This is a genomic window from Streptomyces sp. ATexAB-D23, assembly GCF_000373645.1.
Classification (GTDB): Bacteria; Actinomycetota; Actinomycetes; order Streptomycetales; family Streptomycetaceae; genus Streptomyces; species Streptomyces castrisilvae.
This window is the reverse complement of record NZ_KB892007.1, coordinates 119,595-143,387: the sequence shown is the minus strand read 5'-3', so window position 1 is coordinate 143,387 and position 23,793 is coordinate 119,595. Positions and strand designations below refer to the sequence as shown.

The 23,793-nt window shown below is 71.9% G+C and carries 18 protein-coding genes and 1 pseudogene; 14 read left to right on the top strand and 5 right to left on the bottom strand.

Features of this window, described 5'->3' with window-relative positions:
- Window positions 1-51 precede the first annotated feature (51 nt).
- Window positions 52-765, top strand: coding sequence for a class III extradiol dioxygenase subunit B-like domain-containing protein (locus B082_RS0109305; protein ID WP_018551535.1), 714 nt, complete (start codon window positions 52-54; stop codon window positions 763-765).
- Between the two features lie 72 nt (window positions 766-837).
- Here B082_RS0109305 and B082_RS0109300 read toward each other — a convergent pair whose 3' ends face one another.
- Window positions 838-1,092 carry an antitoxin gene (locus B082_RS0109300; RefSeq protein WP_018551534.1) on the bottom strand — a complete coding sequence of 85 codons (255 nt, stop codon included), beginning with the start codon at window positions 1,090-1,092 and terminating at the stop codon, window positions 838-840.
- A gap of 145 nt (window positions 1,093-1,237) precedes the next feature.
- Here B082_RS0109300 and miaA point away from each other — a divergent pair, with 145 nt between their 5' ends.
- Window positions 1,238-2,179, top strand: coding sequence for a tRNA (adenosine(37)-N6)-dimethylallyltransferase MiaA (miaA, locus tag B082_RS0109295; RefSeq protein WP_037709773.1), 942 nt, complete (start codon window positions 1,238-1,240; stop codon window positions 2,177-2,179).
- Between the two features lie 159 nt (window positions 2,180-2,338).
- Here miaA and B082_RS0109290 read toward each other — a convergent pair whose 3' ends face one another.
- The gene (locus tag B082_RS0109290) at window positions 2,339-3,640 is read right to left on the bottom strand and encodes an alpha/beta hydrolase (RefSeq protein WP_037709771.1); all 1,302 of its coding nucleotides are present in this window, start codon (window positions 3,638-3,640) and stop codon (window positions 2,339-2,341) included.
- A gap of 99 nt (window positions 3,641-3,739) precedes the next feature.
- Here B082_RS0109290 and B082_RS0109285 point away from each other — a divergent pair, with 99 nt between their 5' ends.
- Entirely contained in the window at window positions 3,740-4,348 is a 609-nt protein-coding gene (locus B082_RS0109285) for a TetR/AcrR family transcriptional regulator (RefSeq protein ID WP_026249587.1), read from the top strand.
- Window positions 4,349-4,490: 142 nt separating this feature from the next.
- On the opposite strand, the gene B082_RS0109280 is transcribed toward B082_RS0109285, so the two are convergent.
- Window positions 4,491-5,918 carry a DHA2 family efflux MFS transporter permease subunit gene (locus B082_RS0109280; RefSeq protein WP_018551530.1) on the bottom strand — a complete coding sequence of 476 codons (1,428 nt, stop codon included), beginning with the start codon at window positions 5,916-5,918 and terminating at the stop codon, window positions 4,491-4,493.
- 190 nt (window positions 5,919-6,108) lie between these two features.
- Between B082_RS0109280 and B082_RS0109275 the strand changes: the two genes are divergently transcribed.
- From B082_RS0109275 to hflX, 7 genes are all read left to right on the top strand, one after another.
- On the top strand, window positions 6,109-6,675 hold the full coding sequence (locus B082_RS0109275) for a TetR/AcrR family transcriptional regulator (protein WP_018551529.1): 567 nt from the start codon (window positions 6,109-6,111) through the stop codon (window positions 6,673-6,675).
- A gap of 181 nt (window positions 6,676-6,856) precedes the next feature.
- Window positions 6,857-7,642: a GNAT family N-acetyltransferase gene (locus B082_RS0109270; RefSeq protein ID WP_018551528.1), complete on the top strand. Its 786-nt coding sequence runs from the start codon at window positions 6,857-6,859 to the stop codon at window positions 7,640-7,642.
- Window positions 7,643-7,951: 309 nt separating this feature from the next.
- Window positions 7,952-8,404 carry a hypothetical protein gene (locus tag B082_RS0109265; protein ID WP_026249585.1) on the top strand — a complete coding sequence of 151 codons (453 nt, stop codon included), beginning with the start codon at window positions 7,952-7,954 and terminating at the stop codon, window positions 8,402-8,404.
- Between the two features lie 75 nt (window positions 8,405-8,479).
- Window positions 8,480-9,352, top strand: coding sequence for a diaminopimelate epimerase (gene dapF, locus B082_RS0109260; RefSeq protein WP_018551526.1), 873 nt, complete (start codon window positions 8,480-8,482; stop codon window positions 9,350-9,352).
- Window positions 9,353-9,492: 140 nt separating this feature from the next.
- Complete coding sequence (locus tag B082_RS0109255; RefSeq protein WP_018551525.1) at window positions 9,493-11,637, top strand: RelA/SpoT family protein; 2,145 nt, start codon at window positions 9,493-9,495, stop codon at window positions 11,635-11,637.
- 89 nt (window positions 11,638-11,726) lie between these two features.
- Window positions 11,727-13,190: a M1 family metallopeptidase gene (locus B082_RS0109250; RefSeq protein ID WP_018551524.1), complete on the top strand. Its 1,464-nt coding sequence runs from the start codon at window positions 11,727-11,729 to the stop codon at window positions 13,188-13,190.
- Between the two features lie 142 nt (window positions 13,191-13,332).
- Window positions 13,333-14,853, top strand: a complete 1,521-nt coding sequence (gene hflX, locus B082_RS0109245) for a GTPase HflX (RefSeq protein ID WP_018551523.1) — start codon at window positions 13,333-13,335, stop codon at window positions 14,851-14,853.
- Window positions 14,854-14,922: 69 nt separating this feature from the next.
- Here hflX and B082_RS35850 read toward each other — a convergent pair.
- Window positions 14,923-16,097 (bottom strand): annotated as a pseudogene (locus tag B082_RS35850) (trypsin-like serine peptidase).
- A 129-nt stretch (window positions 16,098-16,226) separates the two neighbouring features.
- On the bottom strand, window positions 16,227-17,456 hold the full coding sequence (locus B082_RS0109235) for a trypsin-like serine peptidase (protein WP_202453124.1): 1,230 nt from the start codon (window positions 17,454-17,456) through the stop codon (window positions 16,227-16,229).
- A 325-nt stretch (window positions 17,457-17,781) separates the two neighbouring features.
- On the opposite strand from B082_RS0109235, the gene B082_RS0109230 reads away from it, so the two are divergent.
- Genes B082_RS0109230 through B082_RS0109215 form a run of 4 tightly spaced genes read left to right on the top strand, consistent with a single transcriptional unit; the run spans window position 17,782 to window position 23,764 of the window.
- Window positions 17,782-19,161, top strand: a complete 1,380-nt coding sequence (locus B082_RS0109230) for a diaminobutyrate--2-oxoglutarate transaminase family protein (RefSeq protein WP_018551521.1) — start codon at window positions 17,782-17,784, stop codon at window positions 19,159-19,161.
- Window positions 19,162-19,189: 28 nt separating this feature from the next.
- Entirely contained in the window at window positions 19,190-21,103 is a 1,914-nt protein-coding gene (locus B082_RS0109225; RefSeq protein ID WP_018551520.1) for an IucA/IucC family protein, read from the top strand.
- An 18-nt stretch (window positions 21,104-21,121) separates the two neighbouring features.
- Window positions 21,122-21,832, top strand: a complete 711-nt coding sequence (locus B082_RS0109220) for a GNAT family N-acetyltransferase (RefSeq protein ID WP_018551519.1) — start codon at window positions 21,122-21,124, stop codon at window positions 21,830-21,832.
- A gap of 60 nt (window positions 21,833-21,892) precedes the next feature.
- On the top strand, window positions 21,893-23,764 hold the full coding sequence (locus B082_RS0109215) for an IucA/IucC family protein (protein WP_026249584.1): 1,872 nt from the start codon (window positions 21,893-21,895) through the stop codon (window positions 23,762-23,764).
- Window positions 23,765-23,793 lie beyond the last annotated feature (29 nt).

Genomic DNA, 23,793 nt, shown 5'->3' with positions numbered 1-23,793 from the left:
GTCCGGGACGGCCCGCCCCGGCGGGGGAGCGACCGCAGTACGCTGCCGACCATGCTTGTCGCCGCCGCTGTCTGCCCCTGCCCGCCCCTGCTCGTCCCCGACGTGGCCGCCGGTGCCGCGCCCGAGCTCGATGCCGCCAGAACCGCCTGCACCGACGCCCTGGGCGTGCTCGCGGCCTCCCGGCCCGACCTGCTGGTCGTGATCGGCCCGGCGGAGCCGGCCGGGCGCGGTATCCATCCGGAGGGCGCCACCGGCAGCTTCCGCGAGTTCGGCGTCGGCCTGGAGGTACGGCTCGGACAGGACCGGGGCACACCGGCCGGCCGGCCGCTCCCGCCGTCGCTCGCGGTGGGCGCCTGGCTGCTGGCCCGTACCGGATGGGCGGGCGCCCCCGTCGAGGGCCTCGGCGTGGGCGAGCCGCTGGAGACCGCGCGCTGCGTGGAGACCGGGCGGGAGCTGGCCCGCCGGGCGGACCGGGTCGCGCTGCTGGTGATGGGCGACGGCAGCGCCTGCCGCACCGTGAAGGCCCCGGGCTACCTGGACGAACGCGCCGCCGACTTCGACGCGGCGGCCGCACGCGCCCTGGGCGCCGCCGACCCGGAAGCGCTCGCCGCGCTCGACGAGGCACTCGCGTACGAACTCAAGGCCGCGGGCCGAGCGCCCTGGCAGGTGCTCGCGGGGGCGGCCGAGGGAGCGGGACGGGCCGGCCGGCTGCTGTACGAGGACGCGCCCTACGGGGTGGGCTACATGGTCGCCGCCTGGTCATGAGGACGCACATGTGATGGGGGCCCCGGAGCGAAATCGCTCCGGGGCCCCCATCGGCTGTCCTGCCGGACCGCTTCAGGCAGCGGGGGGCGGCGTGCTGCCGCCCGTGCTGGTGTCGCCGTCCTTGTTCGACAGCTTCTCCACCGCGTCCTTGGCCTTCTGCGTGCCGGTCACGATCTTGTCGCTGTACTTGCCCTTGGTCTTCTCGTCAACCGTCCGCGCGGCCTTGTCGAGACCCTGGTCGATCTTGTCCCCGTGCTGCTGCGCGAGGTCGCTGACCTTCTCCTTCGCCGGGGCCAGCTTCGCCTTCACACTGTCCATGAAACCCATCGGACACCTTCTCCGCTCGGGAACTGTGAGAAATAACCCATATGTACAACCACTGTACGGGGAAGACCGCACTGCTGCGTCACCTTCCCCGTCCGGGCTTCCCTCATTCGGGACCCGGGACGCGGGTTTGGGAGAGACTGTGGCGGTGACAAGCTCAGCTCCCCCCGCACCGCGGGTCATCGCCGTCGTCGGTCCCACCGCAGCAGGAAAGTCCGATCTGGGGGTGCACCTCGCCCACCGGCTCGACGGCGAAGTGATCAACGCGGATTCCATGCAGCTCTACCGGGGCATGGACATCGGCACCGCCAAGCTGACGCCCGCCGAGCGCGACGGCGTCCCGCACCGGCTGCTGGACATCTGGGAGATCACCGAGACCGCCAGCGTCGCCGAATACCAGCGCCTGGCCCGCGCCGAGATCGACCGGCTGCTCGCCGAGGGCCGCACCCCCGTCCTGGTGGGCGGCTCCGGCCTGTACGTGAAGGGCGCGATCGACGCCCTGGAGTTCCCCGGCACGGACCCCGGAGTCCGGGCCGCCCTGGAGGAGGAGCTGGCCGAGCACGGTTCCGGAGCACTGCACGCGCGACTCGCCGCCGCCGACCCCGAGGCCGCCCGCGCGATCCTGCCGAGCAACGGCCGCCGCGTCGTGCGCGCCCTGGAGGTCATCGAGATCACCGGCAAGCCCTTCACCGCGAACCTCCCCGGCGACGACCCCGTCTACGACGCCGTCCAGATCGGCGTCGATGTGGCCCGCCCCGAACTCGACGAGCGCATCGCCCTGCGCGTCGACCGCATGTGGGAGGAGGGGCTCGTGGACGAGGTGAGCGAACTGGAGGCCCAGGGGCTGCGCGAAGGGCGTACCGCTTCCCGCGCGCTCGGGTATCAGCAGGTGCTCGCCGCGCTCGCGGGGGAGTGCACCGAGGACCAGGCGCGCGCCGAGACCGTGCGCGCCACCAAGCGCTTCGCGCGCCGCCAGGACTCCTGGTTCCGCCGCGACCCGCGCGTCCAGTGGCTGAGCGGTGCCGTGGACCACCGCGGGGAACTCCCGGGCCAGGCGCTGGCGTTGGTCGAACGGGCGGTTACAGCCTGATCGCATGGGGCGGGGCAGGAGTGCGGCAGGAACCCCGCGGTGCCGCATGGAACGGGCCGGAGAGGCCCCGCGTGGCGGACCTTCCCGGGGCCGGTGGCCTCGCAGCTGCCGGAAACGGGCCCGGCGAGCGTCTCCGGCTTCGGACCGGCCCCTGCCCGCTCACTTGTGAGCGCGCAGGAAGGCCGGGATGCCGGCCCGGGTCGGGTAGTCGGGCAGCGGCGCGGGCTCGTCCTGGAGGAACGCGGTGATGACGGCTGCTGCCCGTTGGTCGTTGTCACCCAGGCCGTTCCACATGTGGTGGCCGACACCGGGCATGTACTGGGTGCGCCGGATGGCGGGGGCGTCCGCGAGGACGGTCGTCGCCCACTGCCGGACCTGGGAGGAGCACTCGGCGATCATCAGCATCGTGGGTGTCCGGGAGCGCCTCAGCTGAGGAGCGATGGAGGCGGAGTCCTTGATCGTCTGCTGGATACGCAGGCTGGCGGCGGGGCTGAAGGAGAAGTTCTGCTCCGTGTCCTCGACCGGGATGCGGTGCGCGTCCCGCGCGCAGTAGGCGGACGCCGTGTCGCTGCCGAGATCGGCGGCGGTGAAGGCGTTGTCGCCCTCCGCCTGTCCTACCAGCCCGTTGTCGGGGTTGAGCAGTCCGAGCCGCATGAGGCCGAACGCGACCGCGTATCGCGGGACGCGTGTGGAGCGCGGTCCGGTCATGGCCGGCGCGATGCCGCGGGCCGACGGCCGGCCCTTCTGCCCCGCGATCCGGGCGGTGGGGCCGTCGACCGGGCCCGGCTCGGCGATGACCGCCCGGCGCAGACGGCCGGCGATCCCCGGGTCGGCCAGAGCGCGGGTGAGGACGACCGCGCCCGAGGAGAAGCCCAGCACGTCGGCGCGGCCCCTGCCGAGCTTGTCGACGAAGGCGCCGAGGTCATGGACGGACCGGGTGATCGAGTACTGGTCCATGGGCAGCAGATCGCTGCGTCCACCGCCGGCCTGCTCGTAGGCGTACACGTCGTAGCCCTGTCCCGCGAGCCGCCGCAGGAAACGGTGGTCCAGCACCGAGATGCCGCGCACCGGCCCGCCGTTGAGGTAGACGAGCGGAACGGGACGCCGGGGGCCGCTGCCGGTGGGCGGATAGTGGTAGACCGCGACCCGGCTGCCGGTGGACAGGCGCATGTGCTCGGTGGTCACGAACGACAGGGCGGCCGGGTAGCGGCGCGTCGTGGGGACGGTGGGAACGCACACCGACAGCGTCAGGGCCGCTGCGACCAGCACCGGCAGGAAGGGCACCAGCCGCCCTCGCCAGGAGCGCCGGCGGCCCCGCCACATCGCCGCGACGACCGCGACCCCGACAGCGGCGGACCAGGCGGCAAACCCCGATCCCGCTCCGTCGGTGGCAACGATCAGCGCCAGGAACACGGCGACCACCCCCACCGTCGCGGCGGTGGCCGCCAGCAGGCGGCCCATGAAGCGCAAGGAACGTATGAAGGACGGTGGCAAGGTGATCTCCAAAGTTTTGAAACGCTGTTTTGAAACGATGTTATCAGCATGGGTAAACTGGTCCCCATGGGAAGGCCGAGAACGAACGACGCCGCGGTCAGGGAGCGGCTCGTGGCATGCGCGACCGAGATGTTCGCCACCCGCCCCCAGGAGTCGGTCACGGTCCGCGCGCTGGCCACCGCCGCCGGGACGTCGACGGCGGCGGTGTACACCTTGTTCCAGGGCAAGGACGGGCTGGTCCGTGAGGTGCGCGACCAGGCTGTCGCCGGCCTGTTCCAGGACCTGACGGCCGTTCCCCGCTCGGAGGACGCCCTGGAGGATCTGTACGCGTTGGCCGTGGCGTACCGCCGTTGGGGACTCGAACACCGCCACCTGTACGCGGTGCTGTTCGGTGGCGCGCAGTCCTTCGTCCCGTCGGACCGGATCAGTGACCGGGACCCGGTGCGACCGCTCGTCGCGGCGATCGACCGCGCCGTGGCAGCCCGTATCCTCGCGGGCGACACCACGCTGATCGCCGTCTCGCTGTGGGTCGCCCTGCACGGGCTCGTGACCCTCGAACTCGCCGGGAGCCTCGAAGGCGCCGCAGCGGACACCGCGTTCCGGTCAACGGTCGACGCGGTGCTGCGGGGCTGGGCAACCCCCTCCGCCTTCCCCGGCGTTCGCCCCGAGGAGTAGCGGCCGAGGGCTGTCCGGCCGTGCGGAGCGGGCAGAGCCGGGCGGCTCGGGTACCTTCAGGCCGAGCCGGGCCGGCCACGCCCCGGCTGGGCCGCAGGAGCGCCCGGCGCGGTACGGCGGGCGTCCGAGGCGGCTGTTGTCGTCAACAGCTGTTCCGGGTTGCCTCGTTCGAGGTGGTGACCGCGCTCGGGATGGCGGGACGTCGCGGCGCCGCGGAGGCTTCGGCCGCTGGTTCGGACCTGGTCAGCCACAGGCCGGTGAACACGGCGGTGGCCAAGGTGACGGCGCCGGCGGCGAGGAAGGCGCTGTTGAGGCCGGCCTCGAAGGAGGCGCCGCCGGTCTGCCGGGTGCGGACGACGGCTCCGAGCACCGCCACGCCGAGTACCGCGCCGATCTGCCGTGTGGTGCTGCTGATGCCTGACGCGAGGCCGCCTTCCTGCGGACTGACTGCCTGGATGGCGGCTCCCGTCAGGGGGGACAGGGTCAGGGCGAAGCCGGTGCCGACGACTCCGAGCCGCCACCACACGTTCGCGTAGCCGGTGTCGGCGTGCACCGTTCCGAGCGCCAGCAGCCCCAGGCCGGCCAGGGCGAGGCCGGTGGTGACCACGATGCGGAAGCCGTACCGGGCGGCGAGACGGCCGGCGTACGGGCTGACGATCACCATGCCGAGGGATACCGGCAGGGTCTGCAGGCCGGCGCGCAGGATCGAGCTGCCCTGGACGTACACGAAGAACTGGGAGAAGAAGAACGACGAGCCCATGAACGCGAACCCGACCACGACCATGGCGGTGTTGGACACGGTGAACAGGCGCTGCCGGAACAGCGGCAGCGGCAGCATCGGAGCGGAGCGCCGCGCTTCGACGGTGAGGAAGGCGGCGAGGAGGATCACTCCCGCGGTGAAGCTGCCCAGGATCACCGGCGTCGTCCAGCCGCGGGCGCCCCCCTCGATCAGCCCGTAGGTCAGCGCCCCCACCCCCAGAACGGACAGCACCGTTCCCGGCGCATCGATGGCAGGGGCGCTCGGATTGCGGGTCTCTTCGAGGCTGCGCGCACCGGCCAGCAGCAGGACCACGCCGATGGGCAGATTGACCAGGAAGATGGCGGACCAGCCGAAGGCATCGGTCAGCACGCCGCCGGCCACGGGGCCCACGGCCATGCCGAGTCCGCTGAACCCGGCCCACAGCCCGATCGCCCTGATCCGTTCCTGCGGTACGGGACAGGCGGCGATGAGCAGGGCCAGCGAGGCAGGGCTCAGGGCCGCGGCCCCGACGCCCTGCAGCACCCGGCCGGCGACCAGCCAGCCGACCGAGGGCGCGAGGCTGCACACCACCGACGCGGCGGTGAACACCGCCACGCCGGTCAGGTACACCCGCTTGCGGCCGAAGCGGTCGGCGAAGACACCGCCGGACAGCAGCAGCATGGCGACCAGCAGCACATACGCGTCGACGATCCATTGCAGACCGGTCAGTTGTGTGTGCAGCCGGTCCTGCATATCGGGCAGCGCCGCCCCGACGATCGTGTTGTCGAGCAGAACCATGAACTGGCCCAGGCAGGTCACCGTGAGCAGCACGGTCCGGCTCGGTCCACTGCCTACGGAAGCAGGCGATGCGGGCAAGGGGATTCCTCTCGATTGTCGGTCGCGCCCCTCCACAGCCGACACGGTCAGCCTCCGGACGCACTAACGCAGTCGTCGACTGCGTTAGGAGACTGTACGGAGGGTCCTGTGTAAACGCAAGTGTGAACTGCGTTAAGGTGGAGTCATGAGCGAAAAACAGCGAGCCCGGCGGCCCGGCGGGCGCAGCGCCCGCGTCGGCGCGGAGGTGCACCGGGCCGTCACCGAACTGATCAGTGAGCGCGGATACGGCAACTTCACCGTCGGCGAGGTCGCGGCCCGCGCGGGCGTGGCCGACAGCAGCATCTACCGCCGGTGGGGCAGCCTGGAAACGCTGCTCACCGACGTGGCGCTCACCCGCCTCAACACCCAGTCACCGATGCCCGACACCGGAACCCTGGCCGGCGACCTGCGCACCTATGCGGCGCAAGTGGCCCGCGAGATCACCGGGCCCGACGGCCTGTTGCTGGTGCGCCTGGCCGTCGCCCTTTCCAGCAATGGTCAGCAGGGGCTGCGGGCGCGTGACGCCTTCCGTGTCGAACGCACCCGGCAACTGCAGGCCATGCTCGATCGCGCCCGCGAACGCGGGGAGCGCGCACCCGACGCGCTCGACGTGCTGGACCACGTCCTGGCCCCGATGTACATCCGCGTCCTGTTCGGCATGGGCCCGCTCGCCCCGGAGTACGTCGACGGGCTGGTCGACCGGCTGCTGTGACCTCACCCCGGCCCGTGGGTCCTGGCAGGCGCTGAAGAGCGCGAACGGCAACGGGCGTACTGGCAGCACGTCATGGACCAGGTCGCTACCGCCCTCGACCGGCGGTGACGACAGCGTGCGACGCCTGACGGACCAGTCTGATCGCATGTCAATCGCTTGACCCGGTCCGTACGGTGTTCGAGTGAACGACACTCTGATCAGTCAACTCCGCATCGCGTACGACGCCCAGCTCCGTGGCGTCACCCCGCCCGGCGGCGGCGCGCGCATCGAAAAGGACGGCCCCCTGACCCGTGTCGTCGGCTGGCACCGCGGCTTCGTCACGGGCCCACGCGACCTCGGCGTGGACGGGGCGGAACTCGACGCGCTCATAGCGCGGCAGCGTGACTTCTACGCTGCCCGTGGTGAGGCGGTCGAATGGAAGACCCGCGCCCATGATCTCCCCGCCGGCCTCACCGGCCGGCTCACCGCGGCCGGCTTCGTCGCCGAGGACAGCGAGACCGTGCTCATCGGGCAGTCCGCAGACCTGGCGGCGGACCCCGTCCTGCCCGACGGTGTGACCCTCCGCCGTGTCACCTCCCGATCGGACCTCCAGCGCGTCGCCGCCATGGAGAGCACGGTCTGGAACGAGGACTGGAGCTGGCTCGCCGACGACCTGACCGCCCGAATCGAGAACGCCCCCGAGAACACCGTCGTCCTCGTCGCCGAGGCACGCGCCGAAGTCGTCTGCGCCGCCTGGCTGGTGTTCAAGGACGGCATCGACTTCGGCGGCCTCTGGGGCGGCTCAACACTCAAGGAATGGCGCGGGCGGGGCATCTACCGGGCCATGGTCGCCCACCGGGCCCAACTCGCCGCCGCCCGCGACGTCCCCTACCTCTACGTCGACGCCTCGGCCGACAGCGCCCCGATCCTCACCCGCCTCGGCCTGCACGCGGTCACCACGACGACACCGTATGTCTGGTCGCCCTGAACCCGGCCCGTCCTCCCCGGGAAGCTCCCCGCATCCCAACCCCGCGCAAGCTTGTTCGGCATGATCCAGACGGTCCTCCTCCGGGGCGGTCGTGACGGTCAATCGGGCGCTGACCTGGAACTATTGCTGACCCCGTGCTGACTCGCCGACCAGCAGCAGGCGTCTGACCTGCATAAACCCCCAAGGCGGGGCTATAACAGCCTGATCACGTGATGGCATCGGGACGCTCTGCCCGTCATTTCGGCGACCCCGGCCGTGCCATCATCGAGCATCGATCGACTGGGGTCCGAGTTGGGAGGGCGCGTGGCGATGGAGGCCGGCCCTCGCGACACGGAACAGGACGCACCGGAGCAAGACGCTCAGGAAGCGCGGAACGAGGCAGTGAGCCTGAGCCCGGACGGGCCCGACGAGCTCGACGTGACCCCCGAGGTCGAGGTCGAGCTGCGCCCCGCCCGCCGGCTGCGCATCTGGCAGCTCGCGCCCATCGTCACGCTCGCCGCGGTGGGCTCGCTGATGTTCGCCTTCCCGCTCGCCTTCGAGTTCGGTGACGGCGGCGCGGTCGTCGCGATGCTGGGCCTGCTGATCAGCTGCTGCGCCGCGGGGTGGTCCATGATGGCCGCCCGCCGCGTCGGCCACACCTGGCCCGGACTGCCGTCCCGGGGCTCCTCCCAGCGCCCAGACTGGCGCGTGGTCGCGCTCTACGCCGGGGTCTGCGCCGTACTGGTCGCGCTGGCCGTCTGGCGCGTGGCGCGGCTGCGCTGACGGGCGGGACCGGGCGGCTCCGGGCCCGGCGGGCCGGTTTGTGGCGCTGCCGGTGCAGCCTCGTACAGTTGTCCCGTGACCACCTCGCAGATCGCCTTCCTCAAGGGCCACGGCACCGAGAACGACTTCGTGATCGTTCCCGACGCGGACAACGCCGTCGCCCTGCCCGCCTCCGTCGTCGCCCGGCTCTGCGACCGCCGGGCGGGCATCGGAGGCGATGGCCTGCTGCACGTCGTGCGCAGTGCCGCGCACCCCGAGGCGCGGGCCATGGCGCGGGACGCCGAGTGGTTCATGGACTATCGCAACGCCGACGGGTCCGTCGCCGAGATGTGCGGCAACGGCGTGCGGGTCTTCGCGCACTACCTCCAGCGCGCCGGCCTCGTGGAGGACGGCGACCTCGCGGTCGCCACCCGCGGCGGCGTGAAGAAGGTCCACCTCGCCAAGAACGGCGACATCACCGTCTCCATGGGCCGCGCCCTGCTGCCCGCCGAGGGCGTCACCGTCACCGTCGACGGCCGCGAGTGGGACGCCCGCAACGTCAACATGGGCAACCCGCACGCGGTCGCCTTCGTCGAGGACCTGGCGCACGCCGGTGACCTCCTCAGCGAGCCGTTCTACGTCCCGGCCGCCGTCTACCCCGACGGGGTCAACGTGGAATTCGTCGTGGACCGCGGCCCCCGCCACGTCGCCATGAGGGTCCACGAGCGCGGCTCCGGCGAGACCCGCTCCTGCGGCACCGGTGCCTGCGCGGTGGCCGTCGCGGCGGCCCGCCGGGACGCGCTGGACCCGACGACGACCGGCGAGCCCGTCACGTACACCGTCGACCTGCCCGGCGGCAGCCTCGTCATCACGGAGCACCCGGACGGCGAGATCGAGATGACCGGGCCGGCCGTCATCGTCGCCGAGGGCAAGATCGATCCGGCCTGGCTCGAAACGCTGAACGGGTAACGCTTCGCTCGAATGGGTGATCCGTTTCACGCTGGGCGAGAGCGGGACTCCGCCACGTGGTGGGCTCGGTAGCATCAAGCACCGGCCCGGAGGCGCGACCGCACCTCCCCACCGCCGGTCGACGTCGCCGGAGGTGCCCCATGAGTGCAGAGGCCACCAGCCCAGGTGCTCCCATCCGCAGGCGGGGCCGTCCCCGGATCGACCTCCGCAGGATCGGCAGGGCCGCCCTGCTCGGCCCGGTCTCCCGCGACCGCCTCCCCGACGCCCTCGCGCATGTCGCCGAGGCGCACCGCGCCCACCACCCCGACGCCGACCTCGCCGTCCTCCAGCGCGCCTACCTCCTCGCCGAGAGCTCGCACCGCGGACAGACGCGCAAGAGCGGCGAGCCCTACATCACCCACCCGCTCGCGGTCACCCTCATCCTCGCCCAGCTCGGCGCCGAGACCACCACGCTGACCGCCTCCCTCCTCCACGACACCGTCGAGGACACCGAGGTGACTCTCGACCAGGTCCGGGAGCAGTTCGGCGAGGAGGTCTGCTACCTCGTCGACGGCGTCACCAAACTCGAAAAGGTCGACTACGGGGCCGCCGCCGAACCCGAGACCTTCCGCAAGATGCTGGTCGCCACCGGGGACGACGTCCGCGTCATGTCGATCAAGCTCGCCGACCGGCTGCACAACATGCGCACGCTCGGCGTGATGCGCCCCGAGAAACAGGCCAGGATCGCCAACGTCACCCGCGATGTGCTGATCCCCCTCGCGGAGCGGCTCGGCGTCCAGGCGCTCAAGACGGAGCTGGAGGACCTGGCCTTCGCCATCCTCCACCCCGAGGAGTACGCCCGGACCAGCGCAGTGATCGCCGCGGCGGCGGACGGCCCGGACCCCCTCACCGCCATCGCGGGCAACGTGGCCTCCGTGCTGCGCGAGGCCGGCATCCCCTCCGAGGTCCTCGTCAGGCCCCGCCACTTCGTCTCCGTCCACCGCGTCCGCGTCAAACGCGGCGAACTGCGCGGCAGCGACTTCGGGCGCGTGCTGGTGCTCGTCGGTGACGACGCCGACTGCTACGCCGTCCTCGGCGAGCTGCACACCTGTTTCACACCGGTCATCTCCGAGTTCAAGGACTTCATCGCCGCCCCCAAGTTCAACCTCTACCAGTCGCTGCACACCGCGGTGGTGGGCCCGGACGGCGAGGTGGCCGAGGTCCTCATCCGCACCCACCGGATGCACAAGGTCGCCGAGGCCGGAGTCATCGCCCTCGGCAATCCGTACGCGGCGGACGGCACCGCCCAGACCGCCGAACCGGCCGACGGAGAAGGCACCGACGGCGAAGGCCCCGAAGGCGAGCGGGCCGACCCCACCCGCCCCGGCTGGCTCTCCCGGCTCCTCCAGTGGCAGCAGTCCGCGTCCGACCCCGACACCTTCTGGACCTCCCTGCGCGCCGACCTCGCCCAGGACCGCGAGATCACCGTCTTCCGCACCGACGGCGGCACCCTCGGCCTGCCCGCCGGAGCCAGCTGTGTCGACGCGGCCTACGCCCAGCACGGAGACGCGGCGCACACCTGCATCGGAGCCAGGGTGAACGGCAGGCTGGCCACGCTCAGCACCGTGCTCAAGGACGGCGACACCGTGCAGCCGCTGCTCGCCGAGGACGCGGCATCCGGCCCCTCTCCCGACTGGCTGGACCACGCGCGTACGCCCGCCGCCCGCATCGCCATCACCGGCTGGCTCGAAGCCCACCCCCAGGCCGCCGATTCCGGACAGCCGGGCGTGCCGGCGGGCCGTGAGCCGCAGTCCGCCCCGCCCTTCGGACCGGGGACCCCCAGGACCCGTACCGCCAGCGCCGTGGTCGAACAGCCGGACGCCGCGGTGCGGCTCGCGGGCTGCTGCACCCCCGTGCCTTCCGACGAGGTGACCGGCTTCACCGTGCGCGGGGGCGCCGCCGTGACCGTGCACCGGCTGCGATGTCCCGCGGTGGCCCGGATGGAGGCCGTCGGGCGGGCACAGGTCGCGGTGAGCTGGGGCGACGAGCAGGCGTGCCGGGTGACGCTGGTCGCGGAGTCCTTCGGGCGGCCCCGGCTGCTGGCCGACCTCACCGAGGCGATCGCCGGGGCGGACGCGGCGGTCATCTCCGCCACCGTGGAGCCCCCGAGCGAACAGCGCGTGCGGCACACGTACACCCTGCGGCTGCCGGACGCGGCGGGACTGCCCGCGCTGATGCGCGCCATGCGGGAGGTGCCCGGCGTGTACGACGTCTCGCGCGCCCAGCATCCGGCCGGAGCGCTCTGACGGGACGGAGGGCCCGCGCGCCGTCCTCATTCGGGTGGCACGGCGCGCGCCGCACCCGGGGGGAGAGGCCGCGCTGATAGCCGTAGTCCATGCCGTTCCTCTCCCGCCGTCTGCGGGCCGCCCTGCTGGCCACCGCGTCGGCCGCGCTCGTCGCCGCCACCCTGCCCGCCCCGGTGCCGCTCGGCATCGGTGACCCGCTCTTCCCCCACCTCGGCAACCCCGGGTACGACGTACTCGCCTATGACATCGGCCTCACCTACAACGGCCACAACGACGAGCCGCTGTCCGCCGTCACCACCCTCGACGTGAAGACGACCGAGCCGCTGGAGCGGATCAACCTCGACTTCACCCGGGGCACCGTCCGGTCCGTCGCCGTCAACGGCCTGCGTGCCGACTTCGAGGTCGCGGACGAGGACCTGATCGTGCGTCCGGCGGGCCGTATTCCGGCCGGCGTGCCCCTGCGCATCACCGTCCGCCACACCAGCGACCCCTCCGGCGAACGCGACAGCGGCGGCTGGGTGCGGACCGCCGACGGGCTCGCCATGGCCAACCAGGCCGACGCCGCACACCGGGTCTTCCCGGGCAACGACCACCCCGCCGACAAGGCGTACTTCACCTTCCGCGTCACCGCCCCGAGCGAACTGACGGTGGTGGCCAACGGCCTGCCCACCGGCCGCAGCCGGCACGGGGACAGCACCACCTGGACCTATCGCACCGAGCACCCCATGGCCACCGAACTGGCCCAGGTCAGCATCGGCCGCTCGGCCGTGGTCCGGCGGACCGGGCCGCACGGACTGCCCGTGCGCGACGTCGTGCCGGCGGCCGACCGGGACCGCCTGAAACCCTGGCTGAAGAAGACCCCGGACCAACTGGCCTGGATGGAACAGCAGGTCGGCCGGTACCCCTTCGAGAACTACGGGGTGCTGATCGCCGACACCGAGACCGGGTTCGAGCTGGAGACCCAGACCCTCTCCCTGTTCGAGAAGCGCCTGTTCACCGACGCGCGCTACCCCGAGTGGTACGTCGACTCCGTCATGGTCCACGAGCTGGCCCATCAGTGGTTCGGAGACAGCGTCTCCCCGCGGACCTGGTCCGACCTCTGGCTGAACGAGGGGCACGCCAGCTGGTACGAGGCGCGGTACGCCGAGGACCACGCCGGCAAGCCGCTGGAGGAGCGCATGCGCAGCGCCTACACCTGGTCGGACACTTGGCGCGCCGCCGGAGGCCCGCCCGCCCGGCCCGCCGCGCCGGCGCCCGGCGAGAAGATCAGCCTGTTCCGGCCGGTGGTCTACGACGGCAGCGCGCTCGTCCTCTACGCCCTGCGCCAGGAGATCGGCCAGGACGCCTTCGGGACACTGGAGCGGCTCTGGGTGCGGGGCAACCGCGACTCCAACGCGGCCACGGCCGACTTCGTCCGGCTCGCCTCACGGGTGGCGGGACGCGACCTGACCGCGTTCTTCGACGGCTGGCTGTACGGGGCGAAGACGCCGCCCATGCCCGGACATCCCGACTGGCACAGCACCGCACCCGCGGTGGCACGGGGACAGCGGTAAACCCGGATGACGGCCCGCACGGACCATGCCACTATCGAGGCGTCGCCACGGCGGCCGGAGCGGAGGATCTCCCGGGCGGGAATCATCCGCAGAGGTTACGCGTTGTGACTGATGCAACCACTCCTATCGACGTAAGGATCCAATGACCTCCTCTTCTTCCCTTCCCCAGGACGCGCAGAACGCGCAGAGTGCCACGGAGAACGCGACCGAGAGCCTCACCGAGGGCCTGCGGGCCGACGCCCTGATGGAAGAGGACGTCGCCTGGAGCCAAGAGATCGACGGAGCGCGGGACGGCCAGCAGCTGGACCGCTCGGAGCGTGCCGCCCTGCGGCGCGTGGCCGGACTCTCCACCGAGCTCGAAGACGTCACCGAGGTCGAGTACCGGCAGCTGCGCCTGGAGCGTGTGGTGCTCGTCGGTGTCTGGACCTCGGGCACCGTGCAGGACGCGGAGACGTCGCTCGCCGAGCTGGCGGCGCTCGCCGAGACGGCGGGAGCCCTGGTGCTCGACGCCGTATTCCAGCGCCGCGACAAGCCCGACCCGGCCACGTACATCGGTTCCGGCAAGGCGCTTCAGCTGCGCGACATCGTCCTCGAAACCGGGGCGGACACCGTCGTCTGCGACGGTGAGCTCAGCCCCGGCCAGCTCATCCACCTCGAAGACGTCGTCAAGGTCAAGGTGGTCGACCGGACCGCCCTGATCCTGGACATCTTCGCCCAGCACGCCAAGTCCCGGGAGGGCAAGGCTCAGGTCTCCCTCGCGCAGATGCAGTACATGCTGCCGAGGCTGCGCGGCTGGGGTCAGTCGCTGTCCCGTCAGATGGGCGGCGGCGGTTCCAGCGGCGGTGGCGGCATGGCGACCCGCGGCCCCGGTGAGACCAAGATCGAGACGGACCGGCGCCGGATCCGCGAGAAGATGGCCAAGATGCGCCGGGAGATCGCGGAGATGAAGACCGGCCGCGACCTCAAGCGCCAGGAGCGCCGGCGCAACAAGGTGCCTTCCGTCGCCATCGCCGGTTACACCAACGCGGGCAAGTCCTCGCTGCTCAACCGGCTGACCGGCGCGGGCGTGCTCGTGGAGAACGCCCTGTTCGCCACCCTCGACCCGACCGTGCGCCGGGCCGAGACGCCGAGCGGCCGGGTCTACACGCTCGCCGACACCGTCGGGTTCGTACGGCATCTGCCGCACCACCTCGTGGAGGCATTCCGCTCCACCATGGAGGAGGTCGGCGAGTCCGATCTCATCCTGCACGTGGTGGACGGCTCGCACCCCGTGCCGGAGGAGCAGCTCGCCGCGGTGCGTGAGGTGATCCGCGAGGTCGGCGCGACGGACGTGCCCGAGATCGTCGTGGTCAACAAGGCGGACGCCGCGGACCCGCTGGTCCTCCAGCGCCTCCTGCGCAACGAGCGGCACGCCATCGCGGTGTCGGCGCGTACCGGCGCCGGGATCGACGAGCTGCTCGCGCTGCTCGACAGCGAGCTGCCCCGCCCGTCGGTCGAGATCGAGGCGCTCGTGCCGTACACCCGTGGTGGACTCGTCTCCCGGGTGCACGCCGAGGGCGAGGTGATCTCCGAGGAGCACACGTCGGAGGGCACGCTGCTCAAGGCGCGGGTGCACGAGGAGCTGGCATCGGAGCTCGCGGCGTTCGTCCCCGCGGTGCACTGACCGGACCGTAGCGGAAGCAGCGAAGGCCCGTTCCCCTGCGAGGGAGCGGGCCTTCGGCCGTGCGCGCCGCTACTTGGCGCCGAACTTCCGGCTCATCGTCGTGAAGATCTGCCGCGCGCCCTCACCCAGGTGCGGCCCCGCCAGCCAGCCCGAGGTGACCGGGCCGATCGACGTGTTGGAGACCAGGGCCAACTTGCCGTCACTGCCCTCGCTGAACCAGCCGCCACCGGACGAACCGCCCGTCATCGTGCAGCCGATGCGGTACATGGTGGGCGTGGAAGGGCTGATCGACAGCCGGCCGGGCCGGTCGACGCACTTGTGCATGATCAGACCGTCGTACGGCGGGGCGGCCGGGTAGCCCCACGCGCCCATCGCACCGATCTGCGCGATCTCGGGGCGTCGAAGTTCACCGGGAGGGCGTTGCCCACGGTCTCTTCGAGCGACTTGGTGCCTCGCTCCGGCTTCACGTGCAGCACCGCGTAGTCGTACGGGGCACCCTCGCCGCCGGTGGGACCGCCGTTGGTGATCCACTCACCGGAGGTGCTGACCCAGTCCGCCCAGTAGGCCCCGTACGGGGCGATCTCCTGCGGCTGTGCGTTCTTCAGCGCGGCGGCACTCCGGCCCTTGTCGTTGTACGCGGGCACGAAGACGATGTTGCGGTACCAGCCGCCTTCGGACCCGGCGTGGACGCAGTGGCCGGCGGTCCACACGAGGTTGGACCTCCCGGGGTTCCCCGGGTCCTTGACGACCGTGCCCGAGCAGACCATGTGGCCCTTGGGAGAGTCGAAGAAGACCTTCCCGACCGGGGCCGCGTAGTTGTGGTACGGGGTCTTCTCGCGCTGGGCCGTGACCGGCCTCGGCTCCGGATCGGTGACGCCCTGGTCACCGGAGAAGTCCCCGGCGGACATCGTCTTCGCCGGGTCCTGCGCCGACTTCATCCGGTCCGGCTCCCACAGCCCCTCGATGACCGGGTTGACGAAGTCCTTGGCCTCACGCAGCCAAGTGGCCTTGTCCCAGTTCTTCCACTCGCCGCCGCGCCACTTGTCCGGGTCGATCCCGTGCTTCTTCAGCGCGTCGGCCAGGCCGGCGGCCGGCCCGCCGTCCTTCTGGGTGCCGCCGGACGCGGACGCGGTGGCCGCGGGCTTGTCGGCGCCCTCGTCCTCGGTGGGCCCGCAGGCGGTGGCCGTCAGTGCGAGCGCGGCGGCCAGTCCGGTCGCGGCGAGCAGCGGACGTATGGATCGCATGAAAAGGAATCCCCCTGAAAATCTGCACATCGGTCGTTCTTGGGGCAGGGACCCTTGGAACGGACCGCCGTCCGCCCCGAAGGCCCCTGCCCGTCGCCATCCGCGCCCCGGCGGGCGCGGTCCTGCCGGCTACTTGTCCGCGTACTTCTTGCTGACCTCTTCGTAGACGCCCTTGGCCTCCTTGCCGAGGCGCGGTCCGGCCAGCCAGCCCGCCGTCACCGGGCCGATGGAGGTGTTCGAGACCAGCGCGGGCTTGCCGTCCTGACCGGTGGCGACCCAGCCGCCGCCGGAGGCACCGCCCGTCATCGAGCAGCCGATGCGGTACATCGTCGGGTCACCCTGGGCGAGCGAGAGACGGCCGGGCTTGTCCTTGCACTGGAACAGCTTCTGGCCGTCGTACGGCGCCGCCGCCGGGAAGCCGGTCGCCGTCATGTCGGCGATCTTCGGCACGGCCGGCGCGTTGAATTCGACGGGCAGAGCCGAACCGACGGTCTCCTCAAGGGACTTGCCGTTCGAACCCTCCTCCGGCGTGACGTGCAGCACGGCGAAGTCGTACGGGGCGCCCAGGCCGCCGACCGACGCGCCCTGGTCGATCCACTGCTGCGAGGTCTGCGCCCAGCTGCCCCACCAGATGCCGTACGGGGCGACCTTCTCCTTGGGCGGGTTGTCGCGCAGCTCGGCCGTCGACAGACCGCTGTTGTTGTACGAGGGGACGAAGGCGATGTTGCGGTACCAGCCGCCCTTCTTGCCCGCGTGCACACAGTGGCCCGCGGTCCACACCATGTTGGACTTGCCCGGGTGCGCCGGGTCCTTCACCACGGTCGCCGAGCAGACCATCGAGCCCTCGGGGCCGTCGAAGAACAGCTTCCCGGACTCTGCGGCGTTGTCGTGGTACGGCGTGTTCACGCCCACGGCCCGGACCGGCGCGGGCGTCGGGTCCGTCACGCCCTCGTCGCCCGAGATGTCGTTGTCGACCGGATTCTCCGGGGGCTTGTCGGCGTCCCGCATGCGGTCCGGGTCCCACAGGCCCGCGATGATCGGGTTGATGTAGTCCTTGGCCTCACGCAGCCACTTGTCCGTGTCCCAGTTCTTCCACTCGCCGTCCTTCCACTGGTCCAGGTCGATCCCGTGTTCCTTGAGCCGGTCCTTCAGCTCGTCCGGGATGGCGATCTTGTTGTCCGTCCGGCCGGCGGAGCTGCTGCTGCTCGGCTCGGAGTTCGCGTCGTCCTCGGTCGGCCCGCAGGCCGTGGCCGTGAGCGCGAGGACGGCGGCGACGGCGGCGGTGGCGAGCACGGGGGAGGAGGTGAGGCGGGCACTTCCCCTGCGGCGTGCGGTGTTTCCTGGTCGAACGAGACGCATCTGCTGATCCCCCTGGGACTTCGTAACTCAACGCTTCTGTACTGCACTTGTGCACGGCGAGCCGCAGAGCGCACCGAACGGGCAGGGCGCCGCGGCCTTCGGGAGGTGTCCCGGAGCCCGGCGCGGGCCCCACTATGCCGGTGGCGCCGCGGGTGGTGCGCGGCAGGGTTGCGCCCCGCAAGGATCTTCGGATTTGCCCGTGATCCTCTGCCTCCTTCGTCGTTGGTACGGAGGGGGCACGGAGACAGCGTTCACCCTCGCAGGCCGTCCTTGCGGAATCGTACTGACGTGCAACGCAACTGTTACAGCGGGAGGATCCAGAGCCGTGGCCGTGACCGAACCAGCTCCGGCACCACCCCTCTCCGCCCACGAGGGCATCCTGCGCCGCCAGTCCCTGCGCGAATCGGCCGCCCGCACCTACGCCAGGTCGCTGCCGATCGTGCCGGTGCGCGCCCGGGGGCTGACCATCGAGGGCGCGGACGGGCGGCGCTATCTCGACTGCCTCTCCGGAGCGGGGACGTTGGCACTCGGCCACAACCACCCCGTCGTCCTGGAAGCGATCAAGAAGGTCATCGACTCGGGCGCCCCGCTGCATGTGCTGGACCTGGCGACACCGGTCAAGGACGCCTTCACCACGGAGCTGTTCGCCACTCTCCCGGGCCGGTTCGCCGACGACGCCCGGATCCAGTTCTGCGGACCCGCCGGTACGGACGCGGTCGAGGCGGCGTTCAAACTGGTCCGCGCCGCCACCGGCCGCAGCGGCCTGCTGGCCTTCACCGGCGCCTACCACGGCATGACCGCGGGCGCCCTCGCCGCGTCCGGCGGCGCCGAGGACGTACGGGTGACCAGGCTGCCGTTCCCGCGGGACTACCGCTGCCCCTTCGGTATCGGTGGCGAAGCCGGGGCACGGACCGCCGCGCGCTGGACCGAGAGCCTGCTGGACGACCCCAAGAGCGGGACACCCGCCCCCGCCGGGATGATCCTCGAACCGGTCCAGGGCGAGGGCGGAGTCAACCCCGCGCCCGACGGCTGGATGCGCCGGATGCGGGAAATCACCGAGGACCGCTCCATCCCGCTGATCGCGGACGAGGTCCAGACCGGCGTCGGCCGGACCGGTGCCTTCTGGGCCGTCGAACACAGCGGGATCGTGCCCGATGTGATGGTGCTGTCCAAGGCCATCGGCGGCTCCCTCCCGCTCGCTGTGATCGTCTACCGCTCCGGCCTCGACACCTGGCAGCCCGGCGCCCACGCGGGCACCTTCCGCGGAAACCAGCTGGCCATGGCGGCGGGCACCGCCACCCTCGCCTACGTCCGGGAGAACGGGCTCGCGGAGCGGGCCGGGGTCCTCGGGGACCGGATGCTGGCGAGCCTGCGCTCGCTGGCCGCCGACCATCCGTGCATCGGTGACGTCCGGGGACGCGGCCTGATGATCGGCGTGGAAGTCGTCGACCCCGAGACCCGTCCGCGGGGCACCGGCACCGAGGCGCCGCCCGATCCGGTCCTCGCTCTCGCCGTTCAGCAGGAATGCCTGCGCCGCGGCCTTATTGTCGAACTCGGCGGCCGGCACTCCACCGTCGTACGCCTGCTTCCGCCCCTCACGCTCACCGACGAACAGGCAACAGCGGTCATCGACCGCCTTGCCGATGCCCTGGCAGCCGCCGAGCGCTCACCGCACCGACGGACGCCGACCGGATCGATCCGCTGACCACGGACACCAGCACAGGAAGACCGCCGTGAACCCCACCCCCGCGCCCGAGGCCGACGGCCCTCCCTCCCGCCCCCTCTCCGAGGCCGCAGCCCCCGGTCAACTCGCCGTCGAGGCGACGACCGTGCCCCGCCAGAAGGAAACGCCGCACGAACTGTGGCACGCGTCGAGGCCCGCTTCCCCGCCCCCGGCCGCCGTGCACCCGGACGAAGCGGCCCCGGCCGCCGATCCCCTGGACCAGCCCGATCCACTCCGCGCCGCCGACGCGGCGGGCATCGAGAACCTGCTGCGCTGCTGGGTCCGCGAGTGCGATCTGCCCCGTCCGGCGGAGGAGACCCTGCGCGTCCCGCTCCCCGCGAGCGGCACCGCCCTGCTCGTCCCCGTCCTCCACTGGTCCGCCACGGGCTGGCACCGCTTCGGGCCGCCCGCCCTGGAACAGGCCCCCGTCGGCGCACCGACCGCCGACGCCGTCACCGTGGCCGCCCTGCTCGGCCGGGAGGCCGACCACAACGAGGGCGCCGACATGGTCGGCCGGGTCGCCGACTCCGTACGGCGCACCGCCTCGTTCATCGCGGAGCGGCGCAGCCGGCCCGGAGCCCCCGACGAGGCGGACCTTTTCCTCACCGCCGAGCAGTCGCTCCTGCTCGGCCACCCGCTGCATCCCTCGCCCAAGAGCAGGGAAGGGCTGACCGACGCCGAGACCCGGCTCTACTCACCCGAACTGCACGGCTCCTTCCCGCTCCACTGGATGGCCGCCGACCGCTCCGTGCTGGCCACCGACTCCGCGTGGACCGACCAGGGCCGGCCCGTCTCCGCCGCGCAGCTCGTCGCCCGGCACGCCCCGGGCCTGCCCTTCCCCGAACACACCACGCCCATTCCCCTCCACCCCTGGCAGGCCCGCGAACTGCGCGGCAGGCCCGAAGTCGCCGCCCTCATCGACTCCGGCCTCCTGCACGACCTGGGCCCGTACGGCGCACACTGGCACCCCACGTCCTCGGTGCGCACCGTGCACCGGCCGGGCGCCGACCTGATGCTGAAGCTCTCCCTCGGCGTACGCATCACCAACTCCCGCCGGGAGAACCTCCGCAAGGAACTCCACCGGGGAGTGGAGGTCCACCGGCTGCTGCGCACCGGGCTCGCCCGCCAGTGGCACGCGGAACACCCCGGTTTCGACATCGTGCGCGACCCCGCCTGGCTCGCCGTCGACACCCCGGACGGCACGCCGGTGCACGGCCTCGACGTCATGCTCCGCCACAACCCCTTCGGGCGGGACGACGACGCGGTCTGCATCGCCGGGCTCACCGCGCCGCGCCCCTGGCCGGGCCGGCCGGGCCTGCACTCCCGCCTCGCCGACGTGGTCCACCGTCTCGCCGCCGTCACGGGACGGACCACGACCGCGGTGGCCGCCGAGTGGTTCCTGCGCTACCTCGACCGCGTCGTGCAGCCGGTGCTCTGGCTCGACGCGCACGCCGGTGTCGCGCTGGAGGCCCACCAGCAGAACACCCTGGTCCTGCTCGACGCGGACGGCTGGCCCGCCGGTGGCCGTTACCGTGACAATCAGGGCTACTACTTCCGTGAATCACACCGCGCCGCACTCGACCACAGGCTCCCCGGCATCGGAGCCGTCAGCGACACCTTCGTCTCCGACGCCGTCACCGACGAACGCTTCGCCTACTACCTCGGCATCAACAACGTATTCGGACTGATCGGGGCATTCGGTGCCCAGCGCCTCGCCGACGAGGACATGCTCCTCGACGCCTTCCGGCGGTTCCTCAAGTCGGCGTGCGAACTGGGCTCACCGCTCCCCGCCCGCCTGCTCGAAACCCCGCGCCTGCGCTGCAAGGCCAACATGCTGACCCGCCTGCACGGACTCGACGAACTCGTCGGCCCCGTGGACACCCAGTCCGTCTACGTCACCATCACCAACCCCCTGCACGGCTGAGTAAGGAGCGCCCCACCGTTGCCTCCCTCCGATGCGCACACCGGTCTCGCCGATCGGCGGGACACGGGCGCCGAGGACACACTCGAACCGCGGATCACCGCTGAACTCCGCGCGCCCTTCCAGGAGGAGGCACCCACGCCCCGGCACCGTGACCCCTCGTCCGGACCCCTCGGCCGGCCGGCGGACTGGCAGCCCGTCGCCACCCCGGCCGGGGTGTTCCAGCTCGTCCCCGTCCGCCCCGAGCGCGATCTCACGATGATCAGCCGGTGGATGAACGACCCCGTGATCGCGGCCTTCTGGGAGCTCGCCGGCGACGAGAGCGTCACGGCCGGGCATCTCGCCGCCCAACTCGACGGCGACGGCCGCAGCATCCCCTGCCTCGGCGTGCTGTCGGGTACGCCCATGAGCTACTGGGAGATCTACCGGGCCGACCTCGACCCGCTGGCCCGCCACTATCCCGCCCGGCCGCACGACACAGGAGTCCACCTCCTCATCGCCGAAGGCCACCGCGGCCGGGGCACCGGCACCACGCTGCTGCGCGCCGTGGCCGGTCTCGTACTCGACAACCTTCCGCTCTGCACCCGGGTCGTGGCCGAGCCCGACCTCCGCAACGTCCCATCCGTCTCCGCGTTCCTGAGCGCCGGATTCCGCTTCTCCGCCGAGGTCGACCTCCCGGAGAAGCGGGCCGCGCTGATGATCCGCGACCGAACCCACCGAACCAGCCCATGAACACTTCCCCGACCTGTCCGCACCGCTCGAACCCCATCGGTTCCATCCCGAGGAGTCCCCGTGCCGAAATACCCTGCGCACCACGACGCAATGGAGCCGCCCGCGCTGCTCAGTACCCCGGAGCTGAACCGGGGGGCCTGGGACCGGGCCGCCGCCCGGATGCTCGCCAAGATGCTCGGTGAGTTCGCCTACGAGGAAGTCATCGAGCCGGCCGTGCGAACCCCCGGCGGCGACACCTACACCCTGGGACTGGACGACGGCTCCACGCTGAGCTTCACCGCCCGGCGCGGCGTGTACGGCAGCTGGCGCGTGGACCCGGACTCGATCCGGGAGACAGCCCACCCCGACTCCGACCGGGCGGCGGACGGCCAGGACTCGCAGGCAGCGGACGGCGGCGTCCCCTTCCGCGATCCGCTGCTGTTCCTCACCCGGGCCCGCCGCCTCCTCGGGCTCGACGGCGCCACCCTCGGCCACCTCATCCGTGAGCTGACCACGACGCTCACCGCGGACGCCCGCCTCGACCACACCGCGCTCACCGCCGCCGAACTGGCCGACCTCGGCTACGCGGAACTCGAAGGCCACCAGACCGGCCACCCCTGGATCGTCGCCAACAAGGGCCGCCTCGGCTTCTCCGCCACCGACGCCTCCCGCTACACCCCCGAGGCCAGGAAACCGGTCAGGCTGCCGTGGCTGGCCGTCTCCCACCGGATCGCCGCCTACCGGGGCGTGGGCCGGCTGGCCACCCCGGGGCCGCTCTACGCCCAGGAGCTCGACGCCGAGGTCCGCGCGTCCTTCGCCGACACCCTGCGCGCCCGCGGCCTCGACCCGGACGCCTACCACTACCTGCCCGTACACCCCTGGCAGTGGGACGAGTGGATCGTGCCGCTCTTCGCCCCGGCCATCGCCGCCGGCGACATCGTGCCCCTGCCCGCCGACCCGGACGTGCGGCTGCCGCAGCAGTCCATCCGTACCTTCGCCAACGTCGCGCGACCCGACCGGCACACGGTCAAGCTCCCGCTGTCGATCCTCAACACGCTGGTCTGGCGCGGCCTGCCGACCGAGCGGACCATCGCCGCCCCCGCCGTCACGGACTGGGTGCTTGGGCTGCGCGACAACGATCCGTTCCTGCGCGACACCTGCGGCGTCATCCTGCTCGGCGAGGTCGCGTCGGTCACCGTCGAGCACCCGCTGTACGACCACCTCCCCGAGACGCCGTACCAGTTCAAGGAGATCCTCGGCGCGATCTGGCGCGAGCCCCTGCTGCCGCGTCTGGCGCCGGGGGAGCGGGCCCGCACCCTCGCCTCGCTGCTCCACACCGACCCGCGGGGACGCGCCTTCACCGCCGAGCTGGTCGCCCGCTCCGGGCTGACGCCCACCGTCTGGCTCTCCCGGCTCTTCGCCGCGCTGCTGCCGCCGCTGCTGCACTTCCTCTACCGCTACGGCACCGTCTTCTCCCCGCACGGCGAGAACGCGATCGTGGTCTTCGACGACCAGGACGTGCCCGCACGTCTCGCGATCAAGGACTTCGTGGACGACGTCAACGTGAGCGCGCGGCCGCTGCCCGAACACGACACCATGCCGCCCGACGTGCGCAGCGTCCTGCTGACCGAGGAACCGGCCTTCCTCACCCAGTTCATCCACTCCGGACTCTTCACCGGGGTCTTCCGGTTCCTCTCCCCGCTCTGCGAGGAACAGCTCGGTGTCCCCGAGGGCGAATTCTGGTCACTCGTCCGGGCGGAGATCCTGCGCCACCACGCCCGGTTCCCCGAGCTGAAGGAGCGGTTCGAGACGTTCGACATGCTGACCCCGCGGATCGAGCGCCTCTGTCTGAACCGCAATCGTCTGCATCTCGACGGCTACCGCGACCGGCCGGAACGCCCGCACGCGGCGGTCCACGGCTCCGTGGCCAACCCGCTCCACCTCTCGGCGTGAGGCCGGGAGTGAGCGTCGTTGTCAGTGGA